General features: G+C 60.0%; 22 protein-coding genes, 3 pseudogenes and 1 riboswitch. Of the genes and pseudogenes, 14 read left to right on the top strand and 11 right to left on the bottom strand.

Going from position 1 to position 19,229, the window contains the following annotated elements; genetic code table 11:
• Positions 1-206: 206 nt before the first annotated feature.
• Positions 207-1,105, bottom strand: a pseudogene (locus SOPEG_RS08330) (LysR substrate-binding domain-containing protein).
• A gap of 80 nt (positions 1,106-1,185) precedes the next feature.
• On the opposite strand from SOPEG_RS08330, the gene SOPEG_RS08325 reads away from it, so the two are divergent.
• The gene (locus SOPEG_RS08325) at positions 1,186-2,175 is read left to right on the top strand and encodes a hypothetical protein (RefSeq protein ID WP_025244994.1); all 990 of its coding nucleotides are present in this window, start codon (positions 1,186-1,188) and stop codon (positions 2,173-2,175) included.
• A gap of 55 nt (positions 2,176-2,230) precedes the next feature.
• Here the strand turns inward: SOPEG_RS08325 and SOPEG_RS08320 are convergent, their stop codons facing one another.
• The 7 genes from SOPEG_RS08320 to SOPEG_RS27270 all read right to left on the bottom strand — a co-directional run bounded on the left by SOPEG_RS08320 (position 2,231) and on the right by SOPEG_RS27270 (position 8,605).
• The gene (locus SOPEG_RS08320) at positions 2,231-3,160 is read right to left on the bottom strand and encodes an ABC transporter substrate-binding protein (protein WP_025244993.1); all 930 of its coding nucleotides are present in this window, start codon (positions 3,158-3,160) and stop codon (positions 2,231-2,233) included.
• 25 nt (positions 3,161-3,185) lie between these two features.
• Positions 3,186-3,956 carry an ABC transporter permease gene (locus SOPEG_RS08315; protein ID WP_025244992.1) on the bottom strand — a complete coding sequence of 257 codons (771 nt, stop codon included), beginning with the start codon at positions 3,954-3,956 and terminating at the stop codon, positions 3,186-3,188.
• A complete protein-coding gene (locus SOPEG_RS08310; RefSeq protein ID WP_051419553.1) occupies positions 3,953-4,708 on the bottom strand; it encodes an ABC transporter ATP-binding protein in 756 nt (251 codons plus the stop codon). Before SOPEG_RS08310 ends, SOPEG_RS08315 begins: the two co-directional genes overlap by 4 nt.
• Positions 4,705-5,403, bottom strand: a complete 699-nt coding sequence (locus tag SOPEG_RS08305; protein WP_025244990.1) for a TenA family protein — start codon at positions 5,401-5,403, stop codon at positions 4,705-4,707. The genes SOPEG_RS08310 and SOPEG_RS08305 overlap by 4 nt, the downstream gene beginning before the upstream one ends.
• Before the next feature lie 257 nt (positions 5,404-5,660).
• Positions 5,661-5,762: riboswitch (TPP riboswitch) on the bottom strand.
• A 325-nt stretch (positions 5,763-6,087) separates the two neighbouring features.
• The gene (locus tag SOPEG_RS08300; RefSeq protein WP_051419551.1) at positions 6,088-6,753 is read right to left on the bottom strand and encodes an IclR family transcriptional regulator; all 666 of its coding nucleotides are present in this window, start codon (positions 6,751-6,753) and stop codon (positions 6,088-6,090) included.
• Between the two features lie 97 nt (positions 6,754-6,850).
• Positions 6,851-8,434 carry an aldehyde dehydrogenase (NADP(+)) gene (locus tag SOPEG_RS08295; protein WP_025244989.1) on the bottom strand — a complete coding sequence of 528 codons (1,584 nt, stop codon included), beginning with the start codon at positions 8,432-8,434 and terminating at the stop codon, positions 6,851-6,853.
• Positions 8,435-8,461: 27 nt separating this feature from the next.
• Positions 8,462-8,605 carry a dihydroxyacetone kinase family protein gene (locus SOPEG_RS27270; RefSeq protein WP_148297030.1) on the bottom strand — a complete coding sequence of 48 codons (144 nt, stop codon included), beginning with the start codon at positions 8,603-8,605 and terminating at the stop codon, positions 8,462-8,464.
• Between the two features lie 58 nt (positions 8,606-8,663).
• On the opposite strand from SOPEG_RS27270, the gene SOPEG_RS08285 reads away from it, so the two are divergent.
• The 3 genes and pseudogenes from SOPEG_RS08285 to SOPEG_RS30825 all read left to right on the top strand — a co-directional run.
• A complete protein-coding gene (locus SOPEG_RS08285) occupies positions 8,664-9,416 on the top strand; it encodes a dihydrodipicolinate synthase family protein (RefSeq protein ID WP_025244987.1) in 753 nt (250 codons plus the stop codon).
• Positions 9,417-9,609: 193 nt separating this feature from the next.
• A complete protein-coding gene (locus SOPEG_RS08280) occupies positions 9,610-10,521 on the top strand; it encodes an MFS transporter (RefSeq protein ID WP_158382357.1) in 912 nt (303 codons plus the stop codon).
• Positions 10,518-10,796: pseudogene (locus SOPEG_RS30825) on the top strand (FAD-dependent oxidoreductase); the annotation flags it as partial. The gene SOPEG_RS08280 and the pseudogene SOPEG_RS30825, both read left to right, overlap by 4 nt.
• A 57-nt stretch (positions 10,797-10,853) precedes the next feature.
• Here SOPEG_RS30825 and SOPEG_RS29345 read toward each other — a convergent pair.
• Complete coding sequence (locus SOPEG_RS29345) at positions 10,854-11,006, bottom strand: hypothetical protein (protein ID WP_236851695.1); 153 nt, start codon at positions 11,004-11,006, stop codon at positions 10,854-10,856.
• Between SOPEG_RS29345 and SOPEG_RS08270 the strand changes: the two genes are divergently transcribed.
• From SOPEG_RS08270 to SOPEG_RS08250, 8 genes are all read left to right on the top strand, one after another.
• Positions 10,963-11,478 (top strand): FAD-dependent oxidoreductase, encoded by a 516-nt coding sequence (locus SOPEG_RS08270; RefSeq protein WP_257720383.1) that lies wholly within the window; start codon positions 10,963-10,965, stop codon positions 11,476-11,478. The two genes, SOPEG_RS29345 and SOPEG_RS08270, sit on opposite strands and share 44 nt — an antisense overlap.
• Positions 11,479-11,534: 56 nt before the next feature.
• Entirely contained in the window at positions 11,535-12,110 is a 576-nt protein-coding gene (locus SOPEG_RS26135) for an MFS transporter (RefSeq protein ID WP_025244983.1), read from the top strand.
• Between the two features lie 11 nt (positions 12,111-12,121).
• On the top strand, positions 12,122-12,502 hold the full coding sequence (locus SOPEG_RS26130; RefSeq protein ID WP_148297029.1) for an MFS transporter: 381 nt from the start codon (positions 12,122-12,124) through the stop codon (positions 12,500-12,502).
• Positions 12,477-12,821 (top strand): MFS transporter, encoded by a 345-nt coding sequence (locus SOPEG_RS26125; RefSeq protein WP_025244981.1) that lies wholly within the window; start codon positions 12,477-12,479, stop codon positions 12,819-12,821. The genes SOPEG_RS26130 and SOPEG_RS26125 overlap by 26 nt, the downstream gene beginning before the upstream one ends.
• A gap of 69 nt (positions 12,822-12,890) precedes the next feature.
• Positions 12,891-13,337: an MFS transporter gene (locus tag SOPEG_RS08260; RefSeq protein WP_025244980.1), complete on the top strand. Its 447-nt coding sequence runs from the start codon at positions 12,891-12,893 to the stop codon at positions 13,335-13,337.
• Positions 13,338-13,401: 64 nt separating this feature from the next.
• Positions 13,402-14,325 (top strand): IS5 family transposase, encoded by a 924-nt coding sequence (locus SOPEG_RS08255; RefSeq protein ID WP_025244979.1) that lies wholly within the window; start codon positions 13,402-13,404, stop codon positions 14,323-14,325.
• 58 nt (positions 14,326-14,383) lie between these two features.
• Complete coding sequence (locus SOPEG_RS22675) at positions 14,384-14,632, top strand: MFS transporter (protein WP_051419546.1); 249 nt, start codon at positions 14,384-14,386, stop codon at positions 14,630-14,632.
• A gap of 21 nt (positions 14,633-14,653) precedes the next feature.
• Positions 14,654-15,259, top strand: a complete 606-nt coding sequence (locus SOPEG_RS08250; protein ID WP_051419545.1) for an MFS transporter — start codon at positions 14,654-14,656, stop codon at positions 15,257-15,259.
• Positions 15,260-15,493: 234 nt separating this feature from the next.
• On the opposite strand, the pseudogene SOPEG_RS29340 reads toward SOPEG_RS08250, so the two are convergent.
• Both SOPEG_RS29340 and SOPEG_RS08240 read right to left on the bottom strand, forming a co-directional pair.
• A pseudogene (locus SOPEG_RS29340) lies at positions 15,494-15,769 on the bottom strand (Rdx family protein); the annotation flags it as partial.
• A gap of 55 nt (positions 15,770-15,824) precedes the next feature.
• Positions 15,825-16,529, bottom strand: coding sequence for a hypothetical protein (locus SOPEG_RS08240; protein ID WP_148297027.1), 705 nt, complete (start codon positions 16,527-16,529; stop codon positions 15,825-15,827).
• A 335-nt stretch (positions 16,530-16,864) separates the two neighbouring features.
• Here SOPEG_RS08240 and istA point away from each other — a divergent pair, with 335 nt between their 5' ends.
• Entirely contained in the window at positions 16,865-18,415 is a 1,551-nt protein-coding gene (istA, locus tag SOPEG_RS08235) for an IS21 family transposase (RefSeq protein ID WP_081742957.1), read from the top strand.
• Between the two features lie 11 nt (positions 18,416-18,426).
• Entirely contained in the window at positions 18,427-19,176 is a 750-nt protein-coding gene (gene istB / locus SOPEG_RS08230; RefSeq protein WP_025244975.1) for an IS21-like element ISSoEn3 family helper ATPase IstB, read from the top strand.
• Positions 19,177-19,229 lie beyond the last annotated feature (53 nt).

Here is a 19,229-nt window from a genome sequence, read left to right as displayed (position 1 = left end):
TAGCAGATCCCCTGGGGGTTGCCGAGAGGCCACACGTTGCGATTTTAGCAACGTTATCTTGCATATTTTTACCGGGCGTTAACCGCCCGCCGGCGGTGCACTGCCGGCATGACAGGGCAAACAAGCCGCCATACCAGGCCATAAACGCGATGCGCGTCCTCCACCGCCAATGCGACGCCGGCCACAGGCGCCACGCCTCGCCGTCTTTAGGCGCCGGATGACGCCATACAGTGCGTCAGCCAGCGTTTTAGCGCCATGACATCCGGGCGCTGGGATTTCTCGCGCGTGGTGACGAAATAATAACGCCCGCCCGGTAACGTCTGGGCAAACGGCGCGCAGAGTATGGCTTTATCCAGAAAATCCTTCGGCCAGCAGGCGGCTGACAATCGCCACGCCCTGACCGGCAATGGCGGCCTGAATGGCGTGCGTTTCGTCGGTGAACCGCAGACCGGCATGCGCGTTGAGCTGCGCCGGCCCGTACAGCGCCCGCCAGTGACGCCAGTCCGGCGCGGGTTGGGGGATATGCCGGTCCTCAGCATGAATCAAGGTTGCGGTGAGTAATCCTTCCTGCGGGGTCAGGCCAAGCGCCGGACTGGCTACCGCAATGAAACTGTCCTCATACAGCAGGGTGGTATCCAGCGCCTCGTCTGGCGCCATGCTGTAGCGAATGGTGACGTCCACCGCGTCGTGGGCCAGATTCATGACGTCCAGACTGGTATGCAATCGCAGGTCCAGGGCCGGGCAGCAGGCTTTCATGAGGACCAGGCGCGGCACCAGCCAGTGGGTAAGAAAATTGGAAGTAGTGGTCAGCGTCAGGGTAGGCGGCGATTTCGCCCGCTGGATATCCTCCACCGCGCTCAACAGATCGGCGAAGGCCCGGGTAGAGGCCTGCAATAAACGCTGGCCGGCGGCGGTCAGTTGGACCTGCCGCGCGCCGGGGATAAAAACCGGGGGTATCGAGGAATTGCTCCAGTAGCTGAATCTGGTGACTGATGGCAGTTGGAGTAACGCCTATCTGTTGTGCCGCCTGTTTGAAACTGCCGCTGGGGGCCACCGCATCTAAGGCTTTGACCGCGCCGAGCGGCGGGAGACGATAAGATCGCATGATGAGTTATTTTCATCTCCGGGTGAAAACTTTGATTTTGTCAAGGGCAGAATAAGCAGGGTAAGCTGATTTGGCAATGCATGGAGGATGAAATATTTTTAGCTTTTATCGGCTGGATAAGGGAGGAATATCCGATGATGATCTCAACGCTCGAGGACCCGAAGGCTCCCCGCTCCGCGCGCACGGCGCCGGACCTGCTGGGTCCCTTAGCGCTTCTGGCGCTGGCGGGGGTGATGACCACTCTGGTCGTCTGGCCTGCGGTCTACTCTGCCTGTATTGCCGTCGGGGGCGCCAGATTTTGGTGGCGCACGCGGTATCTGCCCCCGGCGCGGTGCGGCGGTTTCGCCCGACTATCACGCCTGCTTGGCGCGCTGGCGGTGGCGTGCCCGTTAGCAGCCATGGGATGCTGGGAATACTATGGTCTGGACCACCCGCTCACGCATGCTGGCAACGGCCTGGCGGCCCTGTCGCTGCTGCTGCTGGGGCTAAACGAACGCTACAATCCGCAGCCCTGGCTACCGACCGCGCTGCGGGCGGAGCGGCGTTTTCTGGCTCGCTGCTGGGCGCTGGCGTTTACCACAGCCGGGGCGGGGGCAACGCTGCTTATTCTGCCGTCTTATCTGCACAGCCGGGTGATGATGGTGCCTTGGGCGGGAGCAACGCCGCCGGGGATGTGGGTCCTGCCGGTGTTGCTGGCGTTGGCGCTCAGCGCCGGGTTGAGTCGGCGGCGGCGAATCGCGCCGGCGGGACCGACCTACGGCGGCTCCCTGTGCAGCGTCGCGGGGACCGGCATGCTGTTGGCGAGCGTTGATTCTCCCGCGCTGGGGATGGTCCTGTTGTCGTCGCTGGCGCTGATTGGCGTGGGGCTGGGCCTGATGTTGACAACGCCGGTGCAGGGTATTGCCGGACGGCGCGATGCGGGGACGGCGTGGCTGATGGCGGCCGTTCCCGCCGTCAGTGCGGCCGTGGCGGCGGGGTTGGTGATGATTGTGCTGGGGCAGAATGGCGGCAGCGCGGGCTATCTTCACGTTTTACCCTGCTGGCGGTGTGCGGCGCGGTGGCAACCCTGATGGCGCAGGCATCATAGGGCTATTGCGGGCGGCGCGCTTTATACTGGCTCGGCGCTTAACGCAGCTCCACGGCATAGGTCGAGACCGGGCGGGGGTGGGTAATCAGATGATTGTCGTCGAGGAATTGCTGATACGCCTGGTAGCGCGGTATGTCCAGCCGCGCCGGATCTTTGGCGAACAGCGGTAGCGTTGCCTGCCAGGCGCGCCGGTAGAGCGCCGTATCCAGATCAGGATAGGCGCGGGCGAACGTCCGCCAGCTTTCATCAGGGTGAGCCAGCAAATAGTCGGTGCCCTGCTTCAGGGCCGCCAAAAAGCGCCTGATCTTGGGTTCCGCCAATGCCGCCTTATTGGCAACGATGATCAATTCGTCATACGCCGGCACGCCGTAGTCTTCCACGTCAAACACTACCGGTTGTTTGCCCTGCTGCTGGAGTTCCAACGCTTCGATATTGCGATAACCGCCGATAACCGCATCCACCTGGCCCGCCATCAGCGCGCTGGTCAGTTGAAAGTTGACGTTGACCATCTGGGTATCTTGCAGGGTCAAGTGATCATGGCGCAACATGGTATCGAGCGTTGCCTCCTCCAGACCGCTGACGGAAAAACCGATTTTTTTGCTTTTCAAATCGGCCAGGGTACGGATGTTTTTATCCAGCGTCATCACCGTGTTAAGCGGGGTGTCGATAAGCGTCCCGACGCGCACCAACGGCAGCCCCTGATCGGCAAAAAAATGCAGCTGTGGCTGATAGGTAATGGCCAGATCCGCTTGCTTGGCGGCCACCAGCCGCGGCGGCAGTGACGGATCCGACGGCGGCACCAGCGTAACGTCCAAATCCGCCGCCCGGAAGGCGCCTATCTGCTGAGCCACGATAATCGGTGCGTGATCGGGATTAATATGCCAATCCAGCACCAGCGTAATCTTATCCGCGGCGCCGGCATAGCCGGCGGCGGCGAGGAGAAGAGCGGCAATACTCTGTTTTATCATTGTCGTTACCCATTAAAAAAACGCATCAGGCGCCGTTTTCCGGCATCCAGAAAATAAGGCGCCGAATCAGCGCATCCACTACCGTCCATAACAACAGCGTCATTACCACCAGAATCAGCAGGGCGGCGAAACACATATCGGCTTGCATGCGCGCATTGGCGTTAAGCATTACATACCCCAGTCCTTCGGCCGAGCCGACCCACTCACCGATAATGGCGCCGATAGGGGCGACGGCGGCCGCCATGCGCAACCCGGAACCGAATGCCGGCAGCGCGGCCATCAATCTGACATGGCGCAGTTGCGCATAGGACGACGCGCGCAGGGTGCGCGCCAAATCCAGATAGTCGTTATCTACCCGGCGCAGCCCGTCGAAAAAGGCCGACACGATCGGGAAAAAGATGATAAGCACCGCCATCGCCACTTTGGCGCTCATGCCGTAGCCGAACCACAGCACCAGCAGCGGCGCCAGCGCGAAAACCGGTATCGCCTGGCTGGTGAGCACCACTGGCATTAACCAACGCTGCAATCGGGGGAAATGAACCATCCCCAGCGCCAGCAGCCCGCCCAAAACCACCCCGATCAGTAGGCCGCCCATAATTTCCAGCGCGGTGATAGCACCGTGATGCGCCAGTAGAAGGCGGCCGCGCCACAGGGCAGTGGCCACGGCCGTCGGCGAGGGCAGGAGGAATGCGGGGATGCCCGTCAGGGTAATCAGCCACCATAGCAACAGCAGACCGGCGGCCACCGTCAGGCCTTGCCGCCAGCGCGCGCCCGGCGCATTAATCGCCGCTATCATTCCGCGCTCCCCAGTAGTTGGCGCAACAGCGCGCCCTGGCTTTGCTGCACGGCGGGATCATCCGGCGCCCGCGGCGACTCGCCGGCGAGGTCCAGGCCGGTGAGAAACCGCGCGGGTTGCCCGGCGAGGACCCACAGCCGATGGCTCAGGCGGCACGCCTCGAGGGGATCGTGGGTGATAAGCATCACGGTATGCGCGCTAAGCAACCGTGCCGACAGCGCCTGGATCTTGGCGCGGGTCAGGATGTCGAGGGCAGAGAACGGCTCGTCCATCAGTACCACGGGCTGACGTTCGTAGAGCGTTCGGGCCAGGGCGGCGCGCTGCCGCATACCGCCGGAAAGCGCGGCGGGCAGGCTCGCGCCGACGCCGTCCAGGCCGACCTCGGCAAGTAAGTAGTCGGCCCAGTCGCTCTCGGCTTTCTCTCTGCGCAAACGCGCGCCGAGGGTAATATTTTGTTTCACCGTCAACCACGGATAGAGCAGGTCCTTTTGCCCCATATAGGCAATCCGACCGGCAAGGGGCAGGCCATCGCTGCCGCTGACGGTACCGGCGTCCGCCGGCGTCAGACCGGCGATGATCTTCAGCAGGCTGGTTTTACCCACGCCGCTCGCGCCCAGCACCGCAGCGCATTGGCCGCCGTCGAGGGTAAAATTCAGTTTGTCGAACAGGACCCGATTATTCAGGCGCAGCGTCAGGTCACGCACCACAATCCCGATTGCTGCAGGGGGCGCGGGCGTCACGGCAGCGATCATACGGCTATTACCGTGGGGTGGGGCGTCAACCCCATTTGCCAGAAAGCGCTTTCCAGCCGGGTGGCGGTGGTGAAAATGGCGGACAGAGCGTCAAAACGCTGTTCGGCGCCGCGCGCCTGGCCTACGCGCTCTAATTGATCGATGGCGGCCCGCGCGCCGCTCAGGTAGTCGCCGTCAGAGTAATTCTGGATCCATTCAGCATAGGGATTGCTCGCCAGAACCGTGGCGGGATCATCCCGTAGGCGCTGGCCGATTTCGGCATAGCCCGCGACGCAGGGAATCAACGCGACCAGCAAGTCAAGGACATCGCCGGACTGGCCGATATCCAGCACATAGCGGGTATAGGTCAACGTCTCGTTGGCTTCGGGCTCTTTTGCCATCTCCTCCTCGCGCAGCCCCCATTGCGCGCAATAGGCCACATGCATCGGCAATTCTTTCACGATAGCCTCCAGGGAAACTACCGCGGCGCGGATCTCCGGCAGCGTGCGCAATTTGTAGGCCAACAGGGCATAAGCCCGGACGAAATGAATAAGAAAGAGATAGTCTTGCACAAGATAGCAGCGAAAAGCGCCGTCCGGCAGCGTACCCGCCGCCAGTTGGCGGACAAAATCGTGATGAATATAAGCCTGCCAGTGATGGCCTGCTTCTTGTTTTAAGCGTCCGTACAGACCGTGCTCGAAAGCGGTTCGATTCATGGCGAGCATTCCTTTATGAAAGACAGCCGCGGCCCGGCAGGGCGATAAGTGCACCCTTGCAGGAGACCTTAGGACAGGGGGAGTAGGCAGGGCATGTCATTGCGTGCCGGGGGGCGGAGAGCGAGCATGCGCGCAAAGCGACAGCGGCCAGCGGCAGCCAGAGCGAATAACGGCGGACGATGTCACGGACAGGGGGAAAATGCATGAGACCTCCAATCAGGGTGCGGAGATCCGGGTACGCTAAGGTGAATAGGCAACAAGCTATTACCGACCGTCCCTTCGCTGGCATGACCCAGATCAGGTTCAAAGGGTTCGGCGATAGCCATCTCAGTCCAGACAAGACACCCCTCGGATACGCTAGTTATACGGGATTCGTTTTTTTATTTCAATCCTTACCGGCGCATCGGACGGCTGCGCGGACCACGACGCGCGCGGGCCGCGGAGGCCTACCCGTGGACCGTCGGTCGCGGCAAAAGGGAGAACAAGAGAGGCGTATTAGTCAGGATGCGATGACAGCGCGTCGAGCGGCGCAGTGGCCGACGGTGCGCTCTGGAGCCTGCCCGGCGTCCAGCCGAGTTCCAGTGAGATTTTATGGGCAGTTTCCATTACCAGGCCGGCCAGCCCCTCCAGTCTAGGCAGAGGAAGGCGATCCGCAGGCCCGGATACGCTGACCGCGGCGAAAACCTAGCCATTGGTGCCGCGCACGGGGGCGCCGACGCAGTGAACGCTCAGCTCATTTTCTTGCAGATCAAAAGAATAGCCCCGCTCGCGGGTAAGCCGCAGCTCTGCAAGCAGGGCATCGCCGTCGGTCAAGGTGTGCGGCGTGCGCTCAATCAGCGTGTCGCTGATGATTTTATTGATAAGCGTGGGGGGGAGTTGCCAGGCAAGGAACGCTTTGCCCACGCTGGTGCAATGCACCAGCGCCGCTTCGATACGGGTTATCATGGTGTTGCCGCTGCTGTTCATCGCCTGGCGCTCAACATAGACCATTTGTGCGCCGTCAAATATACATAGATGGGTGTTTTCATCGGTAATCAGCTGCAACTGGGTGGCGTATGGCCGCGCGTGACTATCGAGGTCGAGATTATGCAGCACCAGACTGCCCAACTGGAATAATTTCATGCCCAGCTTATAGGTGTCGCGTTTACCGTTTTGCTCCAACAGGCCGATGTCGCGTAGGGAGGAGACCAGACGATGGGTGGTGGCGCGCGGCAGCCCCGTGCGTCCGGCGATTTCGGCCTGCGTCAGGTTCGCATCCCGCTGAGAGAAGCATTCCAATATTTGCAGCACCTTGGTCAGGCTTTTGATTGACGCCTGATTGGTTGTTTCACTATTGGCGCTGTTGTTCATACCCACCCCATCAATGACCCGCCAGACAATCCGGACGGCCTCACGCCGCCCTTAACCTTGACACCGACGACCCCGGCGCCGCCCCGTGCGCGGGCGGTCACGGCATGGGCCGCTTTGCGCCAACGCCTTCGATAATGTCGAGTATATCTCGAATAGTGGGATTTTTGCATCGCTTAACCTTCCCTATACCAAAAGGCATCAGGCGTCGCGCCCTGCAAGGCGCCGGCATACGCCTGAACGACGCCGAGCGCGCGTCGCTGGTGGCCGGAAACGGACCGCCGTGAACCATGGCATAGCCAACGTCTACCCCGGTGGGAAAACCATTGACCAATAGGCGGCCGGCGCGACGCTCAAGCGTTGGCAGCAGCGTCTGGGCGAGCGGATGGTCGGCCTCGTCCAAATGCAGCGTCAAGGTCAATTGCCCCTCCAGCGCGCGGATCGCCTGCTGTAATTGCGCGTCATCGTCAAAGCCCACCACCAGCGACGTGGGGCCGAACACTTCTTCGCTCAACCGAGGCTCGGCAAGAAAGTGCGCCCCGTCGGTGTAGAGCACCGACGCCTGCCCCTGATTGGCGCTTTGCACCGGTTGCCCCTGGGCCAGCAGGCTCACGCCGTCGACGGCGGCGAGCCCTGCGGCTTTATCCCGCCAGGCCTGCCAAATCCCGCGGCTTAACATGGTGGCTGCGGGGGCCTTGGCAAGTGTTGCAGTCAGATGCTGGCAGAATTGCGTCAGCGCTTTGCCTTTCAGCGCCAGGACCAGCCCAGGACTGGTGCAAAATTGGCCGACGCTCAGGGTCAGCGAGTCCACAAAGCGGGCGGCCAGCTCCGTTGATCGGTTCGCCAGCGCCGTGGGCAGCAGGATCTGCGGATTAATGCTGCTCATCTCGGCGTAAAAGGGCACAGGCACCGTTCGCCGCAGCGCCAGCGCCAGCAGTGCCAGGCCGCGCGCGCGCCGGTAAATCCCACGGCCTGGAATAAGCGGATGCGTGACCAGCCGCTCCCCCACCTCATGGCCGCCGCCGTGCAACAGGGAGAAAACCCCTTCCGGTAGTGCGAGCTGCTGTGCCGCTTGTTGTATGGCACGTCCGACGAGTTCGCTGGTGCCGGGGTGGGACGGGTGGGCTTTTACCACGATGGGGCACCCGGCCGCCAGCGCCGAGGCGCTATCGCCGCCGGCCACGGAAAACGCCAGCGGGAAATTGCTGGCGCCGAACACCGCCACCGGGCCGAGCGGGATGTGGCACTGGCGTAGGTCGGGACGCGGCAGCGGCTTACGCTCCGGCAGAGCTTCCTCGACGATGGCCTGCAAAAATTCCCCCCCCCCCCGGCGCACCACCGCGGCAAACATCGCCAGCTGGCCGACGGTGCGGGCGCGTTCCCCTTCAATGCGGCCGCGAGGCAGGCCGGTCTCCTGTACGGCGCGGATGATAAGGCTATCCCCCAGCGCCACGATGTTTTCGCCGATGCGCGTTAAAAAGTCGGCGCGGGTCGACAACGGCAGCGCGCGGTAGGCGTCAAAGGCCTGCTCGGCCAGTTGGCAGGCGAGGTCGACATTCGCGGCATCGGCGGCAAAAAACTCGGGCGCCAGGGGACAGTCCTGGCTAGGCTCATCGGCATAGAATCCGTTGCCGCCGCCCCGGGTGCAGCGATTCCCCAAAATCAGATTACCCGTCAGTTCCATTAGTATCCTCCCGATAAAGTCACGTGATTACAAAGCTTCCACCATTCGCAACAGCGCCACCTGGCCGGGATCGTCCAGACCGATAGAGCGTTCCGCGAACATGCGCGCGCGGCCGATGCGGTTGGGCCGTTGCTGAAATGCCGCCAGCGTCTCTTCAAGCGTGGCGCGCATCAGGGCGCGTGGATCCTCCGGCACCGGCTGACTCTCTAGCGCCAGCGCCAGCGCGATCGTGGTCGGCGGCAGTACCGGCGAAGGCCACACCCTCTCGGACGAGGAATTCAAACAGGCGATGGCCGAGGCGTATGATACCAACCAGGGGCGCGTGCCGTTTGTGGCGGGACTTATCGTCAACAGCACGCGGCAGGCGATCGCGCGGGTGAAGTTGCTTGAAAGGCTGAAGCTTGATGCGCTCCAGGTGACGCCGGTTCACTACTTGTTCAAGCCCGACGCGGACGCCACCGTGCGCCATTTCCGCGAGATTTATGACGCCACCGGCATTCCGATTCTGATTTATAACGTCATTCCCTGGAATTATCTCAGCCTGGAGCTGATGAGCCGCATTATGGAAGAAGTGCCGGGGGTGGTGGGGATGAAGCAAAGCTCCGGCGACCTGAAAGCCGTATCCGATTTGTTGCTCAGCTGTCCGGACAAAATTATCGTCAGCGGCGTGGATGCGCTGTTGTATCCCGGTTTTGCCCTGGGCTGTCAGGGCGCCATTTCGGCGTTGACCAGCGCGGTGCCGTCGGTGGTGCACAAAATGTTCACCGCCGTGGAGCAAAACGATCACCGAACGGCGCGGGATTTACATTTCCGCCTGGCCAAACTGTGGAACACCTTACCCCACGATAATCTGCCGGCCTGCGTGAAGTATATTCAGTCGTTGCAGGGGGTGCCGCTGTTCCAGCCGCGTCCGCCCATGCAGCCCGTCAGCGAGGCGTTAAAACGTGAAATTAAACAGGCATTTGATCAGCTTATGAGTTAGCCGCTACGGCCTGCGTCCCGTCAAGGCGCAGGCATCAATAATAAAATAGCCCAGCGCCCACTGTACCCGGGCGCGATGGAGGCCTACGGCGATGAAATCTTACCAATCAACACTCGCGCACGACGGGCGCAAACCGCCCGCCGCGTCGGCGCCGCTGGATTTGCCCCGTCCCAAAGGACGTAACCTACGCTGGGTGATCATCGGCATTATCGCATTATTGACCATTACCAATTACCTCGATCGCGGCAATCTGTCGGTGGCGGCGCCGCAAATCATGCAGGATCTGCATATCAGCAACGCCATGATGGGGGTGGTGCTCTCGGCGTTCGTCTGGCCTTACGCCATTATGAATTTACCCACCGGCTGGGTGGTAGACCGCTTCGGCGTCAAGCTACTGCTGGCCCTGGCGGCCACCCAGGTCGGTCTGGCGCTAGCGCCTCCGGTTTCCACGCTGCTGATGGAATACTTCGGCTGGCCGGCGATGTTCATCATTATGGGGATCTTCGGCTTCGTAGCCCTGTTGGGCTGGCTGGTGGTTTACAGCGAACCCGAACAGCACCCGCGATTGCACAGCGATGAATTGCGCTATATTACCGCCGGCCAGCAGCACCGCCAGGAGGCGCCCGCTGCGCAGCAGGGCAGGGTATCGCTTAACGAATGGAGTCAGCTGTTCCGTTATGCCTCGACCTGGTACATGGTCATCGGCGGTTTTTGCCTGCAATATGTGTTCTGGTTTTATATCAGCTGGTTACCCACCTATTTGCAACAGGCGCAGGGGTTCACCCTCAACCGCGCCGGTCTGCTCTCCGCGTTACCTTATATCGCCGGCGGCGTGGCACTGCTGACGCTCGGCATGTTCACCTATAGCCTCTCTTCCGGTAACTACTGGACGTTGGCCGCCGAGGCCGTCACCTCTAAACGGCTGGTGGCCTCGGTGAGCAGTATTCAAAATTTCGGCGGCTTCCTCGGCGGGGCCTGCGCGCCGATCGTCACCGGCATCGTTATTGACCGTTTCGGCGGGTTTGTCCCGGCGATTGTGATGGCGATGGCGATGATTTCCGCGTTGATGTATGGCATTGCGCTGCGCCGCCGTCTGCCGGTATGAAGGAGGATCTCATGACACAATCTCTTCAACCCCGGCAGCCGTTGGCTATCGATGTACTAGTGGTGGGCGCGGGATCGGCCGGCGTCGCCGCGGCGGTAAGCGCGGCGGAGGAAGGCGCCCGCACCCTGCTGGTGGAGGCGGCGGGCAGCGTTGGCGGTACCTTGGCCGGGCAATTGCTGGAGCACAGCGCCGGCTTCCACAATCGGGAAGGGCATCAAGTGGTGGCGGACTTCGCCCAGCGCCTGGTCGATACCAGCGGTGATGCGGTGGTGGCGCACCTGGCGCAATCTTCATTTCAGCCGGACAGCGCCGATGCCTGTCAGCCGGTGTCGTTACTGTTCAAGCTGGCCGGCGTCGATTTCCGGCCACTGATGGATTATGCTTGCAGCCACCCGGAAGAGTTCCTCCCGGGAAGCGTATTTCCCGACGCCGCCGAAGAGCATATTAACTTGTGGGGCTTCACCACGCTGCTGCAACAGGGGCATCGCGACGGTCGCCTGGACCTACGTCGCCGCGATCGGCAATCAGGTCGGGGTACACGAATCGCGGCGCGTGCAGGGGCATTACACCCTGACGCAGCACGATGTGCAGCAAGGCACCCATTTTGCGGACAGCATCGCCTGCGGCGGGTTTCCGATGGATATCCACTCCTCTTTGCAGCCGGGGCTGTCCCATACCGATGCCGTTGGGCGCGGTTTCGAGATTGCTTACCGCAGCCTGCTGCCACTGACTCCCGACAATCTGCTGGTCGCCGGACGATGCTTGTCATCGGACCATGCGGCCAACGGGTCGCTGCGCATTACCGCCACCTGTTTCGCCACCGGCGAAGCGGCGGGGGTGGCGGCGGCGCTAGCGGTACAACAGGCGTGCCTGCCGGCGCAGCTTCCGGCGGCCGCATTGCGGGCGCGGTTAGTACAACGTGGCGCCATTATCAGTCTGGATAGCGCTTGCGCCTGACAGGGTAACGCCCAGGCCAGGCGATGCCTGGCGGACAACGACAGGATGACGGGAGTATGGTCGATTCAGATGTCAATCGTGAGGCTGCCGCCGGCAATGCCGCGTCTCAAACCGCAGTCACTACCGCGCGGCAGCTGCGGCTGACGCTGATTTCCTCGGTGGTGGGTACCGCCTTGGAGTGGTATGACTTTTACCTGTACGGGACCGCGGCGGCGCTGATTTTCAATCACTTGTTCTTCCCCCAGCTATCGCCGCTCAGCGGTACGCTGGCGGCCTTCGCCAGCTATGGCGTCGGCTTTCCGGTCCGTCCGCTCGGCGGGTTGTTTTGGGGCTATATCGGCGATAAGTACGGCCGACGGCCGGTGCTTATCGGTACGCTGGTGCTGATGGGCGTTAGCACCACGGCGATCGGTCTACTGCCGGGCTATGGCAGCATTGGCTTTGCCGCTCCGCTGTTGCTAACCCTGTTACGCTTGTTGCAGGGATTCGGCGCCGGCGCGGCTATTATGCCAGCTGGTCCGGCGTGGGCATCGGCTGCGGCGTGCTGCTATCCGCCTCGGCCTTCGCGCTGGCGCAGCAGCTGCCGCAGGCCAGTTTTATCGCCTGGGTATGACGTATCCCGTTTTTATTGAGCATTTTGGCGGTGCTGGCCGTCGGCGGGGCGATTCGGCTATACGTGACGGAATCGCCGATTTTCAACAAACTGGAACAGCGCCACAAACTGGCCCGCGCGCCGTTTATCACCGTTTGGCAGACCCAGCGTCGCCACTTCTTCGTCGCGCTGGGGGCGCGGATGGCGGAAAACACGGCGGGGTTTTTTCTGCAAGTGTGGAGTTTGTCCTACGTCACGCAAACCTTGCATGTGCCGAACGTGGTGCCGGTCACCGGGGTTCTGCTGGGGTCCGGAATAGGCTGTATTACTATCCCCCTGTTCGGCGCGCTATCGGATCGGGCGAAAGCCCGTGTATATCGGCGGGGCGATTTTATTCGGCGTGGGGATGTTCCCGTATTTTTGGTTGCTTAATACCGGTAATCCGCTGCTGATTATTCTCGCCATGATTGCCATGATCGCGTTGGCCAACTATTCCATGTTTTCCGTCCAGGCGGCCTATTTCGCGGAGTTATTTAATAGCGCGACGCGGGTCACTGCTATTTCAATGTCGCGGGAAATTTCTTCAATCTTTGCCGGCGGGCTGGAGCCCATTATCGCCAGCAGTCTGCTGCTGTGGTCAAACGGCAATTATGCCGCTGTCGCCTGGTATATGGTCGCGCTGAGCGTGATTACCGTTGTGGCGCTGTGCTATGGACCTGAAACCCGGGGATGTTCGCTTGATGATCATTGAGCGCCAGGACATCGTTACGCCAGTTAACCCTGCTCTGTAGGAGAACCGGTTATGAACGTCAGGGATACTATGCCAGCTACGCTGGCCGAACAGGCGATTTCAGACAATGAAATGTGTAAGGTGGTGACCGCCAGCGTCATGGGGACCATCATTGAATATTATGATTTCACCCTGTACACCACGGCCACCGCGCTGGTATTCAACAAAATTTTCTTTCCGGGAGAAACGCCGCTTATCGGCTCCCTGGCGGCGTTCACCACCTATTTCGTCGGCTATTGCGCCCGACCGTTGGAGGGCGTGCTGTTTGGCCATTTTGGCGATCGCGTCGGGCGCAAAATTACGCTGATGATGACGCTGATGATTATGGGCATCGGCACATTGTTGATTGGTTTAATCCCGCCCTATGCGCAAATCGGCGTTTGGGCGCCGGTGGCATTGGTGCTGCTGCGTTGTTTGCAGGGCATCGGGATAGGCGGCGAATATGGCGGCGGGATGACCATGGTGGGGCTTTGTTGAATAAATCGAACTTTTAGGTGACTGGCGGCTCTGATCACTACATTCGTTTCAACATCAGGTCCCCATGGCAAAACAAAAGTTTAAAATCACCAACTGGCCCGCATATAACAATGCGCTCAGGCAGCGGGGGGACCTGACAGTATGGCTTGATGAGTCAGCCATTGCTGCATGGACTGAGAGTACACCACCTGAACGTCGTGGCCGGCCGCTTCACTACACCGATATGGCCATTACCACGGTTCTGATGATAAAGCGCGTGTTTAACCTTTCGCTCCGGGCGTTACAGGGTTTCGTTGACTCGATTTTTAAACTGATGGGGCTGTCGCTGCGCTGCCCAGATTACTCTCTGGTCAGCCGGCGAGCAAAAACCGTCGACATCAGCATAAAAACGCCAACCCGCGGAGAAATCTCACACCTGGTCATCGATGGCACCGGCCTGAAAGTCTTCGGCGAAGGCGAATGGAAAGTCAGGCAGCATGGGGCTGAGAGGCGCAGAGTATGGCGCAAGCTTCATCTGGCAGTAGATAGCGTGACACATGAAATTATCTGTGCCGATTTATCGCTAAGCGGTACGACAGATGCGCAGGCGCTGCCCGGGCTGATTAACCAAACCCACCGGAAAATCAGGGAAGCGTCGGCTGACAGTGCTTACGATACGCGTTACTGTCATGATGCTCTGCTGAGGAAAAAAATAAAGCCGCTTATCCCACCGCGAAGTGGTGCGCAATATTGGCCAGCTCGATACCATGAGCGTAACCATGCGGTGGCAAATCAGCATCTGAGGGGCAATAACGATACCTGGAAAAAGAAAGTAGGTTATCACCGGCGTTCACTGGCTGAAACGGCCATGTTCCGGTTTAAAACACTTCTGGGTGGTCATCTGAGTCTGCATGACTATGACGCGCAGGTAGGTGAGGCAATGGCAATGGTTAAAGCACTTAACCGGATCACACTGTTAGGAATGCCAAACAGCGTCCGCATCATGTAACAATCGCCCTGATAGGGAGGAAGTCGTCACAAATTTCGGATTTATTCAACAAAGCGCCATGGTGGTGGAACACTCTCCCCCCGGACGCCGGGGGTTTTACAGCGCGCTGATGCATATTGGCGTCCCTGCCGGCTTCCTGTTGCCGATTATCGCCATCACCTTACTGAACGCGTTTATGGATGAACGGACCTTTTTATCCTGGGGGTGGCGTATACCGTTCTTGTTCAGCGTGGTGCTGTTGGGTATTGGCCTGTTTATCCGTAGCCAAATTAGCGAAACGCCGGCCTTTAAAAAAATCCAGCGCTAGGGACGTCAGGCCAGCGTACCGGTGTTCGAGGCGCTGCGGCACCATTTCCCAACCATCTTGTTGGGTATCGGCGCCAAAATTGCCGAAAGTGGTCTGTTTAATATTTACGCCGTGTTCGCCATCAGCTATTGCGTCAATGTGTTATCCCTGTCGAGCCAGGTGATCCTGTACGGGATTTTGCTGGCCTGTCTGCTGGAGTGCTTTACTTTACCGCTGTTCGGCCATCTTGCCGACCGATATGGTAAAAAACGTGTCTATTTAGCCGGCATGATTGCCCTGGCGCTACTGGCATGGCCGTTTATGCTGATGCTGGCCAGCGGGCATTTGGGGTTGATTTATCTTGCGATTGCGCTCGGTCTGGGGCTGGGCCACGGTTCGACCTTCGGCGCGCAGGGGGCCTTTTTCTCCGCGCTGTTCCCGGCGCGGATACGTTACAGCGGCTTATCTCTGGTACAGCAAATCGGGCCCATCCTGGGCGGCGGTCTGTCGCCGATGATCGCCACGGCGCTGCTGGTGGGGTGGCACAATAACGGGCTTATCGCGGGGTATATGGCGCTGATGGCGGTCATATCCGGCCTGTGCGCGCTGCGGCTGCGCGAGGAGAAGATCCCGCCGAGCCAAGTCTAGGTTTAGGTTTAGGTTGTGTAGGGGGCACAGTACGCCCCCCGTCGAACGGCGTTATCGGCAGCAGGTGCGCCGTACGCTCCCATTGAGCGGCGTTGTCGGCAACGACGCAATATACTCCCTTGAGCGACGTTGGCGGCAGCAGATGCAGCGTTCGTCTTCGTTAAGGGGCGCCCGCGGCAGAGGCGCAGGACGTCGCCGAGTCGGCGCCGTTAGGCGGGCCGGGGGGGGGGCGTGGCGGTCGCTATGGCCCAGGTCGCGATCGGGGAAACAGTGATCCTGCAGGCGTTTTTTCATCTGCGCCGCGTCAGGAAACCCGCCGTCGCGCTTGCGCTCCCACAGCAGCGCGTCGTTAACGGTGATTTGGTAAATACCGCCCGTGCCCGGCACTAAATTTACCGAGGCCAGATCGGCACCGAACGTTTTCAGCAGCTCCTGGGCCATCCAGGCGGCGCGCAGCAACCAGTTACATTGAGAGTAATAGTGGATAGACACGACAAAGGGCGGATGCATGGGTACAACCTCATAACGGAAACCAACCCCATCATTGATGCGCGCGCCGCCGCTGTCAAGGCGCGCGAGCCATGTTGACGCTACCGCCCGCCGCCGCCGGCGCGATGCGCGCTTCCTGCGCCTGCTGTACCAGCAGATAATCGCAGCCGAGCGCGGCCTCATTGAGATGCCCCGGTTCCCCCTGGCCCGAATGGCCGGCATAAATACGCCGGCCCGCCACGCCGGTCAAATAATGCAGCATACCGAGCTCCGATTCACCCAGACCGTCTGTCGCCAGGCAGTGGGGTGACGTCAGCAGCGGTCGCAGCTGCGCGAAGGGCTGATGATAACTGCGCGCCGCGTCCAGCCAGGGCAGCAATAGCAGCAGCGCGACGCTCCAGACGGCGGTCATGCCGGCGACCCAGGAGCACAACAAATCCGGCTTACGGCGGCAGGTTACGCCGGCCCACAACGCCAGGACCAAACAGGCAAGCCCGAGACTCGGCCCGTCGAGGATAAGCCAGAACGGGGCGGGCAACTGGCTGTCAATATTGGGCCAAAGCCCATGCAGGAGACGCGGCGTGCCGGCGTGGTATAACTGCAACGCGGTGACGACGATGACCAACAGCAGCAAAAGAAACAACCCGTCCAGCGCGCGGGCCGCCAGCCGGTGCCACGGCTGGCCTGCCGGCAGCAGCCCAAGCGCTAGCAGCGCCATGGCGGGCAGGAACGGCATCAGGTAGATATCGCGCATCGAGCCCGATGACAGCAGCGTCGCCACGCTCCGCGCCGGATAACGGCGGAAGGCCGCCCCCAGCGCCGGCCAGCACAACGGCAAATAGCCTGTCCAGCAGCGGGTTATCGTGGCCGCCGAGCGAGGTAAAGCCGGCAAACCGGCCGATGTTATTGACCCAGAACCACTCATAAAACAGGTCTGGCGCCGCGGAATGCTGGTTCCGGTCACATCCGATCACTGATTCCGATTTCACCCGATCACTAATTCTGATTTCATCCGATCGCTGATTCCGGTCGCCCGATCAGCGATTCCGATTCTGTCCGATCGCTCATCTTCTGTTCCGCCATACTCTGGAGACTTTTAGCTTCCGGGGGCATGGCATGGCACGTAAAAAGAAGAAAGCGAGAACGGAAATGTGCATCTATATTAATGTGTTACGTATGAAATTCGAGCAGCGTCGCTCGAATCGCACTATCGCAGCAGCGCTCGGCATAGGCTGTACTACCGTGCACGATATCCTCGGCCGATTCACGGTAGCTAACCTGATCTGGCCATTGCCGGCGGAACTGTCCCCCGTCGACCTCGACCGCCTGCTCTATCCCGGCAAATCCGGAAAAGTTATCAATACCTTACCCAGCTGGCTTGATATCGGTACCGAGTTAAGCCGCAAGGGCATGACCAAGCAGCTGCTCTGGATGGAATATCAGTCCGCCGTGGGCGGTGATGCCCTCGGTTACTCACAGTTTTGTGCACTGTTCCGTGACTGGAAAAAGAAGCAGCGGCGTTCCATGCGCATGGAGCACAAGGCTGGCGAAAAGCTCTTCATCGACTTCTGTGGCCCCACCGTACCTATCGTCAACCCTGCGACCGGTAGCGTACGCCAGGTCGCTATCTTCGTCGCTGCCATGGGTGTGTCAGGCTATGCGTATATCGAAGCCTGCGAAGGCCAGGACATGGCATCGTGGCTCAACGCCAATAGCCGCTGCCTGCACTTCATGGGTGGGGCTCCGGAGCTGATGATACCTGATAATCTGCGCAGCGCTGTCAGCACCCCTGACCGCTATGAGCCGGTCATAAACCAGAGCTACCAGGCGCTGGCAAATCACTATGAGACAGTGGTGCTACCGGCGCGCCCGAGAAAACCGAAAGACAAGGCGAAGGCAGAATCAACTGTGCAGCTGGTAGAACGCTGGGTTTTGGCCCGGTTGCGTAAACGTAGGTTCTACTCGCTGGCCGAACTCAACCAGGTGATACGAGAACTCAATCATGAGTTGAATCTGCGCCCGATGCGTCATTACGGCGGACAAAGTCGCCTTGAACGCTTCGAGCAGCTGGACAAACCGGCTCTTGGGCCTCTACCGCCCACACAATGGGAATACAGTGAGTATCTCGTTGCCCGAGTGGGACCTGATTACCACATAGACTACGGCAAAAACTGGTACTCGGTGCCGCATCCGCTGGTTGGCGAGCGCGTTGACGTCATCGTCACCCAACGGCTGGTGCAAATCCACCATAAGGGCGTCTGCGTGGCTACGCACCCTCGCAGCGATAACGCCTATAGGCACACGACTCAGGCGGCGCACATGCCGGCTAACCATAAGGGGCAGAGTCAGTGGACGCCGGAAAGGCTGTGCAGTTGGGCGCTGTCGGTGGGTGTGTGCACACTGAAAGTGGTCGAGTCCATCCAAAAGAGCAAAGCCCATCCGGAGCAGGTTTACCGCTCTGTGCTGGGGCTACTCAATCTGCAACGGCGCTATGAGACGACGCGACTGGAGAAGGCCTGCGCGCTGGCGTTGGAGAAAGGGTGCATTAACCGCTCTTTCATAGCCAACGTATTGAAACACGGTCGTGAAAGTGAGGTCACCCAGGACGGAGCCGGCGTATCAATGCTGGTTCACGAAAACCTCCGAGGTCCGGACAGTTATCACTAAGGAGAATAAATATGGATACACTGTTAATGGCTCTGCGAGAGCTGAAGTTGTCGGCAATGGTCCAGGCGTTGGAGACGCAACGCGAACTCCCGGGGAGTTATGGGGAGCTGGGGTTCGAGGAGCGGTTGTCGCTGATGGTAGAAACGGAAAATTTGCATAGAAAAAACAACAATATATGCCGTCTGCGGCGGCAATCGCAAATGCGCTTGCAGGCAAAACCGGAAGATATCCGCTATATCCCTAGCCGAGGAGTGACACCGGAACAGATGCGAGATCTGCTAGGGGGACAATATCTGAAATATCAGAAAAGCATACTCATCACGGGGCCGACAGGTACGGGCAAAACCTGGCTCAGTTGTGCGCTTGGTGAGCAGGCATGCCGGCAGCAATATAGCGTGCGTTACTGGCGAGTGGGTCGGTTGCTGGCCCATCTTCACCAGTGTCAGGTAGACGGGACCTATCTAAAACAGCTTAAGCAGTTAGAAAAAATAGAGTTACTGATCTTGAACGACGTGGGCCTAGAATCAATAAGTCCGATGCAGGCAACGATGCTGTTGGAGGTGATGGAAGATCGCTACGACAAAAGCAGCAGCATCCTGATCAGTCAACTGCCGGTGAAAAAATGGTATGGACTGATAGAAAACCCCACGACAGCTAACGCGTTACTCGATCGGTTAGTACACCCCTGTTATAGACTGGAATTTAAAGGCGAATCACTACGCAAAGAGCAAGGAGTAGCCAGCACAGGAAAAATAGACTAAACCCGAGTCAGAAGATGAGCGAACACGTGATCGAATATCACTGGAATGGGTGA

Origin of the sequence: Candidatus Sodalis pierantonius str. SOPE (genome assembly GCF_000517405.1) — a bacterium.
Taxonomy (GTDB): domain Bacteria; phylum Pseudomonadota; class Gammaproteobacteria; order Enterobacterales; family Enterobacteriaceae; genus Sodalis_C; species Sodalis_C pierantonii.
Note: the sequence above shows the minus strand (reverse complement) of the source record. Positions and strands in the feature narration are given on the sequence as shown.

What these genes read in the sequence shown, in the direction of transcription:
- SOPEG_RS08325 (WP_025244994.1), top strand. Translation starts at nt 1,186, where the DNA reads ATGGAGGATGAAATATTTTTAGCTTTTATCGGCTGGATAAGGGAGGAA.
- SOPEG_RS08320 (WP_025244993.1), bottom strand. Translation starts at nt 3,160, where the DNA reads ATGATAAAACAGAGTATTGCCGCTCTTCTCCTCGCCGCCGCCGGCTAT.
- SOPEG_RS08315 (WP_025244992.1), bottom strand. Translation starts at nt 3,956, where the DNA reads ATGATAGCGGCGATTAATGCGCCGGGCGCGCGCTGGCGGCAAGGCCTG.
- SOPEG_RS08310 (WP_051419553.1), bottom strand. Translation starts at nt 4,708, where the DNA reads ATGATCGCTGCCGTGACGCCCGCGCCCCCTGCAGCAATCGGGATTGTG.
- SOPEG_RS08305 (WP_025244990.1), bottom strand. Translation starts at nt 5,403, where the DNA reads ATGAATCGAACCGCTTTCGAGCACGGTCTGTACGGACGCTTAAAACAA.
- SOPEG_RS08300 (WP_051419551.1), bottom strand. Translation starts at nt 6,753, where the DNA reads ATGAACAACAGCGCCAATAGTGAAACAACCAATCAGGCGTCAATCAAA.
- SOPEG_RS08295 (WP_025244989.1), bottom strand. Translation starts at nt 8,434, where the DNA reads ATGGAACTGACGGGTAATCTGATTTTGGGGAATCGCTGCACCCGGGGC.
- SOPEG_RS27270 (WP_148297030.1), bottom strand. Translation starts at nt 8,605, where the DNA reads ATGCGCGCCACGCTTGAAGAGACGCTGGCGGCATTTCAGCAACGGCCC.
- SOPEG_RS29345 (WP_236851695.1), bottom strand. Translation starts at nt 11,006, where the DNA reads ATGCCCCTGTTGCAGCAGCGTGGTGAAGCCCCACAAGTTAATATGCTC.
- SOPEG_RS26135 (WP_025244983.1), top strand. Translation starts at nt 11,535, where the DNA reads ATGGTCGATTCAGATGTCAATCGTGAGGCTGCCGCCGGCAATGCCGCG.
- SOPEG_RS26125 (WP_025244981.1), top strand. Translation starts at nt 12,477, where the DNA reads ATGTTCCCGTATTTTTGGTTGCTTAATACCGGTAATCCGCTGCTGATT.
- SOPEG_RS08260 (WP_025244980.1), top strand. Translation starts at nt 12,891, where the DNA reads ATGCCAGCTACGCTGGCCGAACAGGCGATTTCAGACAATGAAATGTGT.
- SOPEG_RS08255 (WP_025244979.1), top strand. Translation starts at nt 13,402, where the DNA reads ATGGCAAAACAAAAGTTTAAAATCACCAACTGGCCCGCATATAACAAT.
- SOPEG_RS22675 (WP_051419546.1), top strand. Translation starts at nt 14,384, where the DNA reads ATGGTGGTGGAACACTCTCCCCCCGGACGCCGGGGGTTTTACAGCGCG.
- istA (WP_081742957.1), top strand. Translation starts at nt 16,865, where the DNA reads ATGGCACGTAAAAAGAAGAAAGCGAGAACGGAAATGTGCATCTATATT.
- istB (WP_025244975.1), top strand. Translation starts at nt 18,427, where the DNA reads ATGGATACACTGTTAATGGCTCTGCGAGAGCTGAAGTTGTCGGCAATG.